General features: G+C 61.2%; 14 protein-coding genes. 2 read left to right on the forward strand and 12 right to left on the reverse strand.

The features are described from left to right. The first annotated feature begins 262 nt into the window (after positions 1-262). Complete coding sequence (locus tag DK871_RS15510; protein ID WP_256677475.1) at positions 263-517, forward strand: hypothetical protein; 255 nt, start codon at positions 263-265, stop codon at positions 515-517. An 11-nt stretch (positions 518-528) separates the two neighbouring features. Beyond that, positions 529-858 (forward strand): DUF6388 family protein, encoded by a 330-nt coding sequence (locus DK871_RS15515; protein WP_161905658.1) that lies wholly within the window; start codon positions 529-531, stop codon positions 856-858. Between the two features lie 8 nt (positions 859-866). Here DK871_RS15515 and DK871_RS15520 read toward each other — a convergent pair whose 3' ends face one another. Genes DK871_RS15520 through tssE form a run of 12 tightly spaced genes read right to left on the reverse strand, consistent with a single transcriptional unit; the run spans position 867 to position 14550 of the window. Next, positions 867-1709 carry a serine/threonine-protein kinase gene (locus DK871_RS15520; protein ID WP_161905659.1) on the reverse strand — a complete coding sequence of 281 codons (843 nt, stop codon included), beginning with the start codon at positions 1707-1709 and terminating at the stop codon, positions 867-869. Beyond that, positions 1706-2428: a PP2C family serine/threonine-protein phosphatase gene (locus tag DK871_RS15525; protein ID WP_161905693.1), complete on the reverse strand. Its 723-nt coding sequence runs from the start codon at positions 2426-2428 to the stop codon at positions 1706-1708. Before DK871_RS15525 ends, DK871_RS15520 begins: the two co-directional genes overlap by 4 nt. A gap of 5 nt (positions 2429-2433) precedes the next feature. After that, complete coding sequence (tssM, locus tag DK871_RS15530; protein WP_161905660.1) at positions 2434-5799, reverse strand: type VI secretion system membrane subunit TssM; 3366 nt, start codon at positions 5797-5799, stop codon at positions 2434-2436. Positions 5800-5815: 16 nt separating this feature from the next. Then, a complete protein-coding gene (gene icmH, locus DK871_RS15535; protein WP_161905661.1) occupies positions 5816-6676 on the reverse strand; it encodes a type IVB secretion system protein IcmH/DotU in 861 nt (286 codons plus the stop codon). A gap of 5 nt (positions 6677-6681) precedes the next feature. Next, the gene (gene tssK / locus DK871_RS15540) at positions 6682-8010 is read right to left on the reverse strand and encodes a type VI secretion system baseplate subunit TssK (protein WP_161905662.1); all 1329 of its coding nucleotides are present in this window, start codon (positions 8008-8010) and stop codon (positions 6682-6684) included. A gap of 1 nt (position 8011) precedes the next feature. Continuing rightward, entirely contained in the window at positions 8012-8497 is a 486-nt protein-coding gene (gene tssJ / locus DK871_RS15545) for a type VI secretion system lipoprotein TssJ (protein WP_161905663.1), read from the reverse strand. Between the two features lie 5 nt (positions 8498-8502). Beyond that, the gene (gene tagH / locus DK871_RS15550; protein WP_161905664.1) at positions 8503-9699 is read right to left on the reverse strand and encodes a type VI secretion system-associated FHA domain protein TagH; all 1197 of its coding nucleotides are present in this window, start codon (positions 9697-9699) and stop codon (positions 8503-8505) included. An 11-nt stretch (positions 9700-9710) separates the two neighbouring features. Continuing rightward, positions 9711-9842, reverse strand: coding sequence for a type VI secretion protein (locus DK871_RS15555; RefSeq protein WP_161905665.1), 132 nt, complete (start codon positions 9840-9842; stop codon positions 9711-9713). 35 nt (positions 9843-9877) lie between these two features. Further along, positions 9878-11389, reverse strand: coding sequence for a sigma 54-interacting transcriptional regulator (locus tag DK871_RS15560; RefSeq protein ID WP_161905666.1), 1512 nt, complete (start codon positions 11387-11389; stop codon positions 9878-9880). Between the two features lie 11 nt (positions 11390-11400). Beyond that, positions 11401-12408 carry a type VI secretion system baseplate subunit TssG gene (tssG, locus tag DK871_RS15565; RefSeq protein WP_161905667.1) on the reverse strand — a complete coding sequence of 336 codons (1008 nt, stop codon included), beginning with the start codon at positions 12406-12408 and terminating at the stop codon, positions 11401-11403. Further along, positions 12372-14159 (reverse strand): type VI secretion system baseplate subunit TssF, encoded by a 1788-nt coding sequence (tssF, locus tag DK871_RS15570; protein ID WP_161905668.1) that lies wholly within the window; start codon positions 14157-14159, stop codon positions 12372-12374. Before tssF ends, tssG begins: the two co-directional genes overlap by 37 nt. After that, positions 14149-14550, reverse strand: a complete 402-nt coding sequence (gene tssE / locus DK871_RS15575) for a type VI secretion system baseplate subunit TssE (RefSeq protein WP_056788163.1) — start codon at positions 14548-14550, stop codon at positions 14149-14151. The genes tssF and tssE overlap by 11 nt, the downstream gene beginning before the upstream one ends. Between the last annotated feature and the right edge of the window lie 8 nt (positions 14551-14558).

Here is a 14558-nt window from a genome sequence, read left to right on the forward strand (position 1 = left end):
AGCGAAAGCCTTTGTGCCCGTCCGTGCGCGGCTTTTTGCCGGTGAATGCCAGGTTGCTAGACTAATTCCCTACAGATTTATCGAACTTTCTGACTTGAATCATCCCCTAAGGCTGTCTGAGTCGGTATCATCCGCACGTTTTGTGCGTGTTATACGATGTTACAACCTGTCTGATAATGGGTACGCACTCAGGGAATCTTGCCTGGAACGACAACAGGCCAAAGGAGAGAAACTCACTATGCAAGACAAGCGCTCAAGTAACATGCGTCCTCTATTTGTCACCATCCTGCTGTGGTTGTGCAGCGTGGTATTGCTGTTTGTGATCAAGAACCTCATTGAATTGTTTACCGGGCCTGTGGCTGAAACCTGGGTAGACCTGGCCCTGGTGCTGGTCGCCTACCTGATGTTTTTCTTGCTCGCGCCGTTGCAGAACTGGATGCGGCGCAGGTCGCGCAAGCGTGCTCGCCATCACCTCAACGCACGCACGTCCGATAGCAACTCCCACCCTTCTCATTAAGGTGTCTACCTATGTCGGCACCCAACGATACTCACCAGCTCGCACTGGACAGATTCCTGCGCGAACAACCCCAGGTCGCTGCCGAACTGGACAGCCTTAACCCGCTGGTAGCCCAGGCCAGGGGCGAAACCCTGGAGCAGTATCGCGCCGAACGCCTGCATGAGGCTTTCGAAGTACATGCTGAACAGCAAAAACTGTTCGCCTGGGAATTGACCCTCAAGCTCACGGCCGATTCGACCGAAGCCTTCGAGGCCCAGCGGCGCGAAGTGCATAAAGAAGTCGCACAGATGGCAGGCATGAACTGGACGGAGTACTGCCAGTTGCACGGCTTGGCCGTTTAACCTTAACCCTACAAGCACCAGCGTGCTCGGTTGCGCCCCATGACGTGACGCAACTCGGCGACCGTTATGCTTCGGTGCTGCGGGTCTATCGCCAACGCGGCCTGTAACGCTGCCCAGCAATGCCTGGGCAACTGCGCGGGCCGGGGCAGCCGGTCTGTAGAGGCGCGCTTGCCTACGCGCCTGCCGTGGGCCAGTTCGTAGAGGATGCAGGCCACGCCGTACAGGTCGGCGGCAGCGGTCAGCGCACCACCGGCCAACAGCTCCGGGGCGGCGTAGGCAGGTGTCCAGGCATTGAAACGACTGCGGCTGACACTCGGCAACCCTACCGCAGCCTCTGCTTGAGCATGGCCCAGGCCAAAATCGAACAAACGCACGCCCTCCTCGCCCACCATGACATTGGCGGGTTTGACATCACCGTGCAGAACATCTTGCTGATGGGTGTAGACCAGCGCATCCAGCAGCTGCAAGGCGATGGGGCGCAACTCCTGCCAGGGCAAGCCCTGGGGGCACTCCAGAAGCAGGCGGTCCAACGTCACCCCTTGCAGCAACTCCATGGTGAAAAACGCGACGTGGCTGTGTGTATCGACCTCAAACGAAAACACCCGTACCACACGCTCATGCCGAAGGCTGCGGGCCAAGGCAAACTCGCGATACAACAACACATGGGCGTCAGGGCACTGGGAAATGGGTTCGTCGAGTAGCTTGATCGCTACCTTGGAACAGGGTTCGCCCAACTGCTCGTGCAACAGGTCGCGCCCGCGGTACACCCTGCCCATACCACCGCTGCCCAAGACACGTTCAAGGTGATAACGCCCAGCCAATAAACGGGAAGGTGAAGCTGTCGAGTTCAAGGCTGTACCACGACCGCGGTCAGGTCATCACGTACCGGCCTGCGCAACGCCCCTGCAAATAACCGTTCCACTGCCCGTTGAGGCGTGCCCATGCTCAACGCCCGCCCCAGGTCAACGTGGCTGAGGGCCTGATACAAGCCATCACTGCACAACAAAAACACGTCCCCTGGGCGGGTGCGCAGTTCCAGTACTTCAAGGTGCAAACGCGAACGCGCGCCAACGGCCCGGGTCAAGGCCCTGGCACCCGGGTAGGCCTGGGCTTGCGCCACACTCAACTGACGCTCGTCCATAAGGCGCTGCAGCAGCGAGTGGTCCTTCGACAACTGATAAAGGCTCTGGTCGCGCCATAAATAGCAACGGCTGTCTCCCGCCCATAAGCAGGCCGCCCGGCCCTTCTCCAGCAACAGGGCAACCACGGTGCTGCCCATCGTCACGTCACCGCTTGCGCCAGGCTCTGTCCATGCGCGCCTCACCCCTTGGTTGACGTCCTGCAACCTGTGGCGAATCGCCTGAATACGTTGGTCAAGGTTGCCGTCCGCCGACACTGACGCTAACTGGCTGACCACCCACTGGCTGGCGACATCCCCGTGCCGATACCCGCCCATGCCGTCCGCCACCGCCCAGCAACCCGCGCCCGGGTTGTCCAGGAACGCATCCTCATTGCGCAACCGCGCCTGGCCTCGCTGCGTGCGCCCGGCGCTGCGCCACGGGGCCTCCATCGGGTTCACAGCTGCTCCGGCAGGCGAAAGGTACGCCATGAGTCCATGTCAAACGGGCCAGGCGTGCGCTGGCTGGTGAGCCGGTAATTGGCACGCAGGCCGGCGAGGTCTGCCTTGAGGGTCTGTATATTTCGGCCACTGGCGGGCTCTTTCTGCAGCAGATCCAGAAACCGGAACAACGACCACGCCCCGGTGTTCTTTTCGATACCCAAGGGTCGCTGCTCCGTGCCTCTCTCCAGAACGAGGCTGCTGCGCCCATTGTCTGCATCGGTGGGCCAATGGAACGCCATGGGTACGATCGGACCGTGGCGATACTCCAATTGCTGGTCGCCAAACCGCAGGATCGCACGGCTGACCGATGGGTCCAGGCTGTAGGGCGCCAAGGTGAATCGCACAGATAACTCCCCCGCGTCTTCGGTAAAAAAGCCGCGGCGGATGACCTGAGTTTTCATCAGTTGCTCCAGCAGCGCACGCGAAACCGGCAAACTCTGGCCATCCAGCCCACGCAGTCGATAGCGGCTGCCGTCGACGCTGATAAAAGGCCGCAGGTAGCCCTCATAAAAGCGCGCCATCACCCCGCGTGGCTTGAAGAACTCCTGAAAATCGTGAAGGGCGACCTCACTGCTGGCGTGCGCATTGAATGGGTAACGTCGGCCGATCGCCTTGGCGTAAAGGCTATGCACCTCGCTCTGATAACGTTGGTTGACGTGCACATAGGCCTGCTCCAACAGATGCCGCCAACTGTCATCGGCCACACCTTCGAGCCAGCCGGCAATGGGCAGCGGCAGGCGCGCGGCGGCGTCACGCAGATTGCCCAATGCATCCTGCTGGCCCTCCATGCGCTGCCTGGCACGCAGGAAAGCCGCCTGCTCGGGCGCGCTGTCCCGGTTCAATGCGGTCAGTTGCAGGTGCACTCCATCCAGCAGACGCAACGCCTGGGTCAGCTCTACGCCGGGGTTGTGCTGCTCATCCAGCAATTGATGCAAAGGCTCAAAGCGGCGCTGCAAGGCGCGCCGCGGCGCCTCGACAATAGCCGTCTGCCCAGCCGTCAACCGCGATTGGGCCATCTCGCCCAGGTCTGCCGACTGCTGGGCCACTTTGTCCAGCAGTCCAGGGACTGGCAACAGACGCGTGTTTTCACGCACCTGTTGCAACAGACGAATCAAGGGCGATTGCGCCGACGTCAGGTTCATCAGTTGCTCCGCATCCTGACGCAGGTTGTCGGTCTCTTGCAGCCTGACTCGGCCAAGCGCATCGCTCCAGGCATCGGCATACTCGCTGAAATAGCGTTGCTGCAGTTCAGCCATCAGGCGCCGTAAATCCTGGGGCCCCAGGTCGGCGCCCCGCCCGAGCACCCAGTTGTCCTGGGTGATGGCGTTTACCAAGCGCGGGCCCTGCGCCTCAAAGTACTGCACATAGCGTTTGGTATAGAACCCCGGCACAGGCGGGTCGATGGCGGCGAACACCTTACCCTCGGCCAGCCGCAACGGTTCCAGGCCGCGCGCTTGTTCGCGCAATACCCGATAGACCCCATCGGCCAACGATTCGCCCCTCAGCGCTTCACGGGCCTGCGCCACCCGCTCTTCGTTGAGCGGCACCACAAACGGTTGTTCCAGCAGCCGGGCAAGGTGCGTATTAAGGCGCTTCTGTGTCGGCATGTCCCCGGCAAACCGCACCGACCAAAGGCTTGCGATATGTTCTGCCAACCAGGTCATGTCACGGCGCTCGCGCAGATTGAGCATCAGGTAGGCACGCAGATCGTCGAGCAGCCGCTCCCGGTCCCCCAGGCTAGCAAGTACCTGTTCTTCCAACTGGGCGGCTATCCACCCCAGCAATAGCTGTTGCAGCGCCTGTTCATAGGCTTGATCGACGCTGGGACGGCTCAGTTCGCCCTGATACAGCCCGGTGCGCTCCACCAGGCGTACATCTGCCGGCCCTGGAAAAACCTGGGTCGCCGCCAGTCGCGCGTCCAACAGCGCCAACAGCGCCGTGCTTTCATCGTCGGCCGCAAGGGCGAGCGGCGGGTGTGAGGTCAGCGCCGACAATTGCGCCAAGCGTTGGTGATTGACGGAGTAACTGTGCCCCCATAGCCCGCCGACACCGCCAATAACCAGCGCTGCAGCCATCGCCTGCGCGCCCTGGCGCCAACGCAAACGTTGCTGTTCGTGGGCTTGCAGGCCCGCCAGGTCGGCCTCGGCGAAGATCACCTGGCTGAACAGGCCCTGCACAAAGCGCGGGTGCCTGCCATCGGCGCAGGTCAAGAAGAACCCTCGCAAACCGTTGATGGGTTGGTAGCGATGAGCGCAAAACGCCATGTCAACGAACAGACTGACCTGCTCCCCCATTCGCGCTGCCTGTTGGGGAAACTCGAGCATCTGCCCACGCCGCTCGACATTGCGCTCCTGATGCAATCGCCCAATCAGCTCACTGTTCAAGCGTTGCAATAATCGCTCGACCGCCTGACGAACCTGTGTCGTGTCAGTCCCCTCGGCGCAGGCATGCAGGTGCTGCCCAAGCACACTGTCGGCACTTTCCCCAAGGGGTGAGTCGAAGTATTCAGCGAATCCCGGCAACTGGTCGGCGTGGGTCAACACCAGGTAAATCGGCACATCCACATGCAATGTCTGTTGGATCTCCTGCAAGCGCGAATGTACACGGCGGGCATGATGATCCAGGTCGTATTCAGTGGCGCTCGCCAGCGTATCGGCCGACAACGCCACCACCACACCGCTGAGCGGGCGCACTCGGCGACGCCGCCTAAGCAGTTGCAGCAAGGTGGTCCAGCCTGCGGCGTCCACTGAACGGTCGGGCTGGGTAAGGTAACGCCCCGGGGTGTCGATCAGGACGCCTTCGTCGCCGAAATACCAGTCACAATGGGCACTGCTACCTGTCGGCCGCGTTTGCCCGTAGTCCAGCGCCAACGGTAAACCGGCTGCTGCCAGCAACTGCGTCTTGCCACTGCCCGGCTCGCCGATCAACAGGTACCAGGGCAACTCATGACGCCAACGTGCGTTACGCTCTCCATAATGGCGAGATGTCTTAAGCAGGTGCACGGCTTTCTTGAAACGACTGCGCAGGTGTCGGCGTTCGTCCTCCACCCCCGTCATCGGCTGCTGGCGCGCCTCGCGTTCCGGCCTTTGGCGCCAGGCGGCAAAACCGGGCCCCGCAAACGCCATCGCCAGTGCCCATAGCAAGAACACACTGCTGATGGTGACGAGTCGCGCAGTCGCCCCGGCCCAGATACGGTGGTCATCCACTGCCAGCAGCGGCCCCAAAAACCACACCATTGCCGCACAGGACAGCACCAGCAACAGGCTCCACACCCAAATCCTGCCCAGCACGGTGCCCATCCCCTTGAAGAATGCGATCATTCAATGCTCCCAGCGTTTACAAAGGCGTGCGGAGCAGATCCGACGCCGACAGTTGAAGGGGTTGCAGCGCGTGCGTACGCTCGTTGCTCAGTACCCAGGCAAACCCTGTGTACATCGCCAGCACACATACCAAGGTGAGGCCGACCCACCAGGTGGCAGGGATGACACGCACCCGCTTGCGCCGTTCGGCCTTTGGCTGGACAGGCAGTAGCGCTACCGCCGCCGGTTCCCCACGTACATGCCTGATCTGGCGATACAACGCATCGCGCACCGCCTCAAGTTGCGACACACCCCGCTCCATCACCCGGTATTTGCCTTCGAACCCCAGGGACAGGCACAGGTACAGCAACTCCAGCATCGCCAGGTGCTTCACCGGGTCGCGCGTGAGGCGCTCCAGCAACTGGAACACTTTTTCGCCGCCAAAGGTTTCGTTATGAAAGCGGCTCAACAGGCTCATCTTCGACCATTCGCTTTGCGCCCCCCACGGGGTCGTCACCACCGCCTCATCGATCACGCTGCACAACACATAGCGTGCCGACATGACCTGGCTGTTCTCCACGCCGCCCTGCAAGGCGCGGGTTTCGAACTGAGTCACCGCCAACGCTAATCGGTCGTTGAGCGTGCCCAGGTTTTCACGGCCGGAGCAGACCCTGAGCCCTATAACTTCAAACAATACCGCCCAGGCTGCGGCAACCAGCGGGTTGAGCCCTGCCTGAAAGCTCTGGGTATCGAGCCTGTGGCCGGCGTAGATCATGCGGTCTTCCAACTGTTCGTAGCGCGGCGGCGACGGGAAGTCCGTCAACGGCCCCTGGGCAGGCTCATGAGTCTCCCGGTCGAGCAGGACGGTTTTTTCATCCTGGGTGTATTCACTGTCCATGGCATTCAGTTCCTGATGGCCCAGAAGTCGAGTTCAAGCCCGGTGAATTCACCCCCTACGTGGAAAGCGAAACCACCCGACTGCTCCAGCTGCGCGATATCACGGGGGCTCATATCGAGCATGAAATAGGTCTTGCCGGCATGGAACGGAATCTGTCGCGGCGCCACTGGCAAGGGCTTGACCTTGATACCGGCCAAGTGCAGGTTGACCAACTCGCGTATGCGCTCAACCGGCGCGACTTTCAGGTGTGCTGGCAGGCGCTGGCGTAGTTCATGCGCCTCACACTGCGCGGTGGCTGCGAGGATGAAGGTGGCGGTGCCCAGCAGTTTCAACTCGCTGACCGGGCATACCAGAACGCCGTATTGGCGTGGCTGCAACGTCAACTCGATCGCCTGTTGCTCCAGCACCACCGACAGCGCCATGCGCAGCTGCGCCATCAGAGCGCGAAAACTGGCGCCCTGATCACCGTGCTGGTAATGAACATCCAACTGCGCGCGTTTGCTGTCAGTGGTGAAGGTTGATAGCTCCCCAAGCAGCGACACCAGCGCACGGAACACCGCTTCGGGCCGCACCCGCGCCTGGCTCAGGCAGTGGCGCAGCTCCAGCTCGCTACGATTGATCACTTGCAGCATCAGGAAATCGGCGATGTGCGTGCCTGCGGCTGTGCTCTCGCCACGAATGCGCGCCGCGATGGCATCGCCCCGGCTGGCAAGCAGGCCAATTACCTCCTTGAGGCACGACGCCACGTACCCGTGCTCCTGCACGAAGATAAACGTCGGGATGAACGCCGTATCCAGATTCACGCCGCCTTCACTGCTGGCGTCCAATACCTGGGCCACCTTGAGCTTGACGAAGTGCTGGTCACCCGGCTGTTCACCCAGCACAAGACGTAAATCCGGGCGCGCGCAGTGGATTCGGCAACGCGTATCCACGCCCACGTTGGAGTCTCCCACTTCCACTTCACAGCTGAGGTAGCGCGCCAACACCTCGCTTTGCGCAGGCTGGCGGACCTCAAGGTGACTGCCGCTGGCCAGCGGCAGCGCCAGATAAACCCCTTGCGTGCCTGCATCCTTTGACACCTGCAGCACCAGCGGCTCCATGGCGGCATTCAATTCAAACAGGCTGCCGTCCGGTAACACGCCACTGGCCTGGTTGACCACCAGCTTGCCCAACTTGAGGTACTGCGTATTGAGTTCGAGCGTGAGCAAACCCCAGGTGTCACTGCCCAAGAGGCGGGTCTGATTGAGCTGCTGCTGGTAATAACGGTCGTTGTGCTGCAAGTGCTGTGGCCGCAACAGCATGCCTTCCTGCCAGATGACTTTATGAACCTGCATGTTATTGCGTCTCCACAGCAGCGAGCGGGTCAGCAACACGTATACCGCCCTGGTCCAGCACCAGCTCGGCACGGTTGCGTTGCTGCACCGTCAAGGGCACCAGCAGCCGCCATTGCACATGGGGCAAGTCTCGATAAGCGGCCAGCACTCCCACAAAACGGCTCTCAGGAGCGATGCGCAGTTTGAGCGCCAGCCCGTCACCCGGACGCAGTTCAACCTCCTCGCTGCCGACCCAGTCCTTGGGCAGCGCCTGCTGCGCATTGCCATACAGGCTGAAGAAGTCGGCATGTTCAAAGGCGACGCCATGGCGCAGTTCGATCAACTGCACCACCACGGGAGAAGGACGACCGTGCAGGTCCGGGTTGACGTGCTCGCTGGCGGTCAGCACCACGTCCAGCTTGGTCAGCGTGGAAAATGGCGAGACGGCGCTGCAGCCCGCCAACAGCCCGCACAAGAGCAACAGCGAAACAAGGGTGGCTCGATACATGACTATCATCCTGGAAAATCCATGTGCAGGCTGGAGAGCAGGCGCAACTGCTCCTCATAGGCTTTGGCGAAGTCGCCGCCCAACGGGCGATCATTGAGCTGTTCTTGCGCCACCACACGCTGGTAGTGACGCTGGTAGGCCCGCCAATGCCCGCCATCGGAGAAAAACCCAGCCGATTTGCCCTGGGACTCAAAGCACCCCAACAGGTGGCTGGGCTCAAAGGCCGCGCGGGCGTTACGTATGGCGCTTCGACAAGCGGCCAGCAGCGCAATCTGATGCACCTGCAGTTCTCGGTGCACCTGGGCAATGGCGCGCACGGCAGGCAGTTGCCCCAACTCCCGGGTATCGAGCATCGCGGCCAACGCAGCATCGGTGTCGCGATACACTTTCAAGGGGTTCTGGCCCATGCCCTGACTGGCGAACGCCGCCGTACCCCATTCGTTATTCAGTTCTTCCCGAGTGCGCAAACCGTGTTGCAGCCCTTCGACCGTCACCCGAAACAAGCGTGCCACCTTGATTGCCAATGCCTCCCGGGCCGGCGTGTCGAGGGCCATAAGGTCGACGCCCAGGACCGCTGCAAATTGTGACCAGAACACCTCGTCGGTCGATGGCGTCATCGCAACAGCGGGCACGGCGGCAACCTCTATCGAGGGGGCTTGCCGACGCGGCAATGCCACGTGCTCGCTATCGGCCCCAGAGTGATCTGCCCATATCGCTTGCTCATCGACGCTCTTGTTCAAGGCCTCCAGTTCATCCGAGGTGGCCTGCATCTGGCGATCAAGCTCCAAGCTGTGCAGCGGGTCCAGCGACAGGAAAGCGTCATCGGGGATCGGTACTGCCGCGGGCGCCAGCAACTCGTCGCAAGGTCGCGGCGATTCCAGCAGGCGCGCACGTATCGTCAACACCCCCAGCTCGAAGACGTCGCCGTCACTGATCAATCGCGCCTGCCCCTTGCGCAGGCGTTCGGGACTGTTGGCCAGTCCTATACCGTTGCGACTGATATCCGTGAGGAAATAACGGCTTTCACGGTAACCGATCAACCCATGATGGCTGGAGAGTACGCGGCTGGCGTCGGGGATTACCCAGTCACATCCAGGGCCGCGTCCGATCACGCCGCCTGCACCGTCAAATACTTTGCGGGCCAACAGTAGGCTCTTGTCGCTTTCGCACGCGCAGACCTCAAACACAAGCTGCAGCTTCATGCCCTCTCCTTTCAGCGGTCACGAATGATCGCCTGCGGATCACCCAAGGGGTGGTACTCGGCATCATCGAACACATAGTTGGCGTTACAGCCTCCCAGCAAACACATCACCAGCACGACGACGTGCCATGGACGATCAGGCATCAGGTTTCTCCCACAGTAAAAATCAAGTGCGCCATTCAGCGTTCCTCCCGGGCATCGCCAAAGGGAATGTTCAACCGGGCCAGACGGTAAAGCAGGGTACGCCGGGCGACTCCAAGCTCCCGCGCGGTACGGGTGCGATTGCCGTGGTTCTTGTGCAGGCAGTCGAGCAGGAACGTGCGCTCTACTCGCTCCATACGTTGACGCAGCGTCACGTCATCGGGAGTGGCCGGCTTAAATGCCAGGGGCAGCGCCAGGTGCTCGGGCCGAATCACGCGGTGGTCACACAACAACACGGCGCGCTCGACCAGGCATTTGAGCTCGCGCACGTTGCCAGGAAAACCGTGGCTGGACAGTTGATCGAGGGCAGTATTCGACCACTCGACAGGCGGCCTCCCCAACGCTGCGCAGACCTTGGCCGTGAAATGGCGCGCCAGTTGCAACACATCGCCGTCTCGCTCGCGCAGGGCCGGCAAGGTGATGGGGAACTGGGCCAGTCGGTAATAGAGGTCTTCACGAAAGCGCCCTTCGGCGACCATCGCCGCGAGGTCGCGGTGGGTCGCGGCAATGATGCGCACGTCGACCTTGTGTGCCGCACTGGCGCCCAGCGGGCGAACCTCACCCTCCTGCAATACCCGTAGCAATTTGGCTTGCAAGGGCAGCGGCATATCGCCGATCTCATCCAACAGCAACGTACCGCCATGTGCGGTGTCGAACAGCCCGGCGTGATTGCGTTCGGCCCCCGTGAACGCGCCTTTGCGGTAACCGAATAGCTCGCTTTCAAGCAACCCTTCCGGGAACGCCGCGCAGTTTTGCACCACAAAGGCCTTGGCCTTGCGCGGTCCCGCCGCATGAATGGCCCGGGCCACCACTTCCTTGCCCGTGCCGGTCTCGCCCTGCAGTAGCACGGTGTAAGGGGTGTTCAAGACTTTACTGATCAGCCGGCACGCCTGCTCCATCGCCGCGCTGGTGCCAATCAAACCGTATGCGCCAGCCAAGGGTGTGCTGCATTCGGGCTGCGTGCCAACGTTGGGCTGCCCATCGCGCAGTACGCGCAACTGGTTGACGGCGAAGCTGCCCAAATGCCCCAAGGAGGGAGCGTAGCCTTGTAGCTGGGCCGGGTGTTGGCGGGCGCATACCAGCACACCAGTCATGCGTTCGCATCGGTTGAACAGCGGCACGCTTAATAGTGCCCGCCAAGGTGTCGCCAATGCTGGCAGGAAACCCGTGTCATGGCCGCTGCCTTGCACATCCTCCAGGCACAACGCTGTGCCTTGGGTCAAGGTGTCGTACAGCAACTGTTGGGAATGCTGACCAGGCCGTGAAGGCACTACGGCGAGCGACGGCACCTGGGCAAGATGTTGGGCGATCAGTTCAAGCCCGCCGGTCACTTCATCGAGCAGGTACAACTGGCTGACATCGCACTGGCTCAGCCGGGCCGCCGCGCTGACACATACGTCAGGTAACGCGTGTTCATCACGCTCGAACCCCAAGCGTGCGAAACCGGCAGACAGTGCGTCGATTATGTTTTGCAAATCCCTGTTCATCATGCCATTCATCCCTAATGAAAATTGCCGGTTAGCGTGACGACGCCATCGGCCCGCTCGCGCCCCAACCAGGTGGTCCAGCCCAAGCGGCAAACCGTGTTTTCGCCAATGTGCAGGGCTCTGATCTGACCCTGTGCCATTACCAGACGCAGGTCGTATTCCAATGGATCGCGCAGGGTCAGGCGCACCAGCGAGCGCAGCGGCTGACAGGCCTTTCCCGTGGGCAGGAAGTCGTGAAAACGCTGCCACCCCAACGCGCGGACATGCACCCTGAACTTGCCACTGCGGTCAGCGACGCGGCGCCCCAGCACTAGGTCCTCGCCAAGCACACTGTTGGCCCGTCCCAGGTCATTGCGCTGTACCTGGCTGACCTCGACCTGCCGTTCAACCCACTGCTCGATAAACAACGCGTCGTGCTTGAAGTAGTAACGCAGGACCGACTCGATCAATGCCGCCGAGTGCACACGCACACTCAGCAGGCCCAGGTAGGGCAGCAAGCGCTTGCAATCGAGCTGGCAAGCGCCACGGATCGCGGCACCACCCAGCCCCGTCAAGGCAAACATCTGCTCGGAAAAACCATCATTGGCGCCTGCCCGGAAACACGCCCGATAGCGGTATTTGCGCCAGATCGGGAGCATCAGCCGGTGCAGACGATGATGGAACAGATCGAGGAAGTCTCGAGTCGGGTTGCCGCCCGGCTGTTCGGCAAATGCCTGCTCACCATAAAACGCAGGCAGTGGGGACCCGGCGCCAAATAACCCCAGCACATTGAGACGCAGGCGTGCGCGCAAATGTCCGTGTTCCATAAAGAACTCCACTCGGTCAATATCGTGCGCGGCAAACCCCAAGCCAGGGTTGGCCTGGAACTCCAACTGGTCGTACAGCGCGTCCTCATCCAGCAGCGGATGAGCCTCACGCAATCGCTCGGTGACCTGTAAAACCGCCTGGAATAGCGTGTATTCACGGATACCCCGGCAAAGTTGATTCAGAGCAGGGGTTGCTGCCCGATCCGGGATGGCCATAGATACACGTCTCCTTGTGTGCTGATGACACGCAACTCGTGATAAGAATTGAGGCTGGCATAAAGCGCAAAGAACTGATTGAGGACCGAAGCGAATACAAACAAGTCGCCCTGACCGACAAAGCCTTGGGAGTCGACGGTCAGATCGACCCGCACACCTCGCACGGGCAACCCACGATGCAGGCGATCAATCGCCTCATGACGGATGGCGCGCAACGCCCCCAGTCTTTTCTGGCTGACCTTCAGCGCCTGGCGATCGTAATAACGCGGCAGGTCGTAGGTTTCTAGAATCACTCTCAAGGCGTTGATATCGGTCAACGACAGATAGTTGAGCGACATGTTGCTGATGAGCTTCCACAGAAAATTCTGGTCCAGGGGCGGCGCGTAGCTCGCCGTTGGCGCGGTGATATTGCGGAACGTCAACGACTCCGGTGTCTGTTCGCCGGGCTGGTTGATCTCGCCTGCACGTAATTGCCGTGGCAGGTTGCAATTGGTACACGTCAGTTCGACCGACAGGGTTTCCTGGCCCTGTTCGCGGCGATTGCCGAACCCCATCCAGGTGTCGAGCCCGGCATGTTGGACCGACGAACGTTGGCGAATGCTGTAGCTGGGCGGTGCCGCCAGAGGCTCACTGTTGCAATCATGTTCAAACGACTCGAACGGCACGTAGGTTTGATAGCCCAAACCACCGGGGCGCCAGCCGGTGACCTTATCCACGGAAAACACACTGGCATTGCCTGGGGTGTATTCCCCAGGCACCAGGAGGTACTCGTCCTGTTTACCGTCCAGGCGAATGGGAACGGCATCCTGGGTAAACAGGTTGACGATGGGCGTGCAATACAGCTTCACGTTATCCAGGGTAGGACGCAGGGGCTCACGGCCCTGGGTGCGAAGTTCGAAACGCATCACCAGGCCGTGCGCCTGCCGAAGCAACTCGTGAGATAACGTGTGCAACACCTCCAGGCCTACGACATCGACAAACAAATACTTCTCGGGAAACGCGAAGTACTCCTGTAGGTGCCGATAACCCTCCAGGGTGTTCTGCGGATAAGGAATCAACGCCTGCTCCGGGGCAAACCCCACCGGCCGGACCTGGCTGGCATTGAGCCGTAGCGTTACGGGTTGGCCATCGCAGGCGTTGATCGGCAGACCATCGTGATCCACGAGCTGCAGGCTGATGCCCTCCAGGTGGCGCAATAGGCTCAGGTACAGGCCCTGACTGATGTAATGGTCACCGGCCAGGTGCAGTCGCAGCGAATCGAATATCAACTCACTTAAGCTGCCGTCGACACTCATGCGCAGGCGCAAGTCCAACCTGGCCCCTTCGCCCTGGCATCTGTATTCCAGGCCGTTGAGCTGCAACGGCATGACGTCGGTGGCATAGCAGGTGCGGAACCGGCAACGCTCTCCCTGGATGGGGGCGCTTTGCACAGCGGTGTCCCGAGCCACCCGAACGCTGGGGCCGGCACGTTTCAACGGGTCCAATTGCAGGATGCTGAAGGCCGGTATCGGCCGCATGTAATGGGGCCACAGCAGGTGCATCAATGAGTGCGTCAACTCCGGCAGTTCGTCATCCAGCTTCTGGCGCAGGCGCCCGGTCAGGAATGCGAAGCCCTCCAGCAAGCGCTCGACATCCGGGTCCTGGCCGGCTTCGCCAAGAAACGGCGCCAGGGCGGGATTACGCTCGGAAAAACGCCGCCCCAGTTGGCGCAGCGCGCTGAGTTCGCTTTGGAAATAACGGTCAAGCGCCATCGGCACAGACCTCAACCCGCCCGGTATCGGTAAGGCGCGCGTGGAACACCACAGGATGCAGGGCACCCTCAATCATCCGCTCAGCCTCAATGGCGAATGCCAGGGACAAAGAGTCACGTACCACCGGCAGCAGCCTGACACGTACATTCGTCAGCCGCGGCTCATAGGCCTGGATAAACCGTTCGATATGCAGGCGCGACTGACTCAAGGATTCATGCAAGCTGAGCCGCATGTCATTGAGGTCAGGCAAGCCATAATCAGGCAGCGTCCGGACACTGCCCGCACGAGTGCTGAGCATTTTCCCCAAATGTGCGGCGATGGACGCCACGGCGGCGCCCGGGTTAGACGCACCACGCTCAAGGCGTTCGAAAAGGCTGTTGTGCTCAAGCATGCCCTGGC

The sequence above is a fragment of the Pseudomonas sp. L13 genome (assembly GCF_009935965.1).
GTDB classification, from domain to species: domain Bacteria; phylum Pseudomonadota; class Gammaproteobacteria; order Pseudomonadales; family Pseudomonadaceae; genus Aquipseudomonas; species Aquipseudomonas lactis.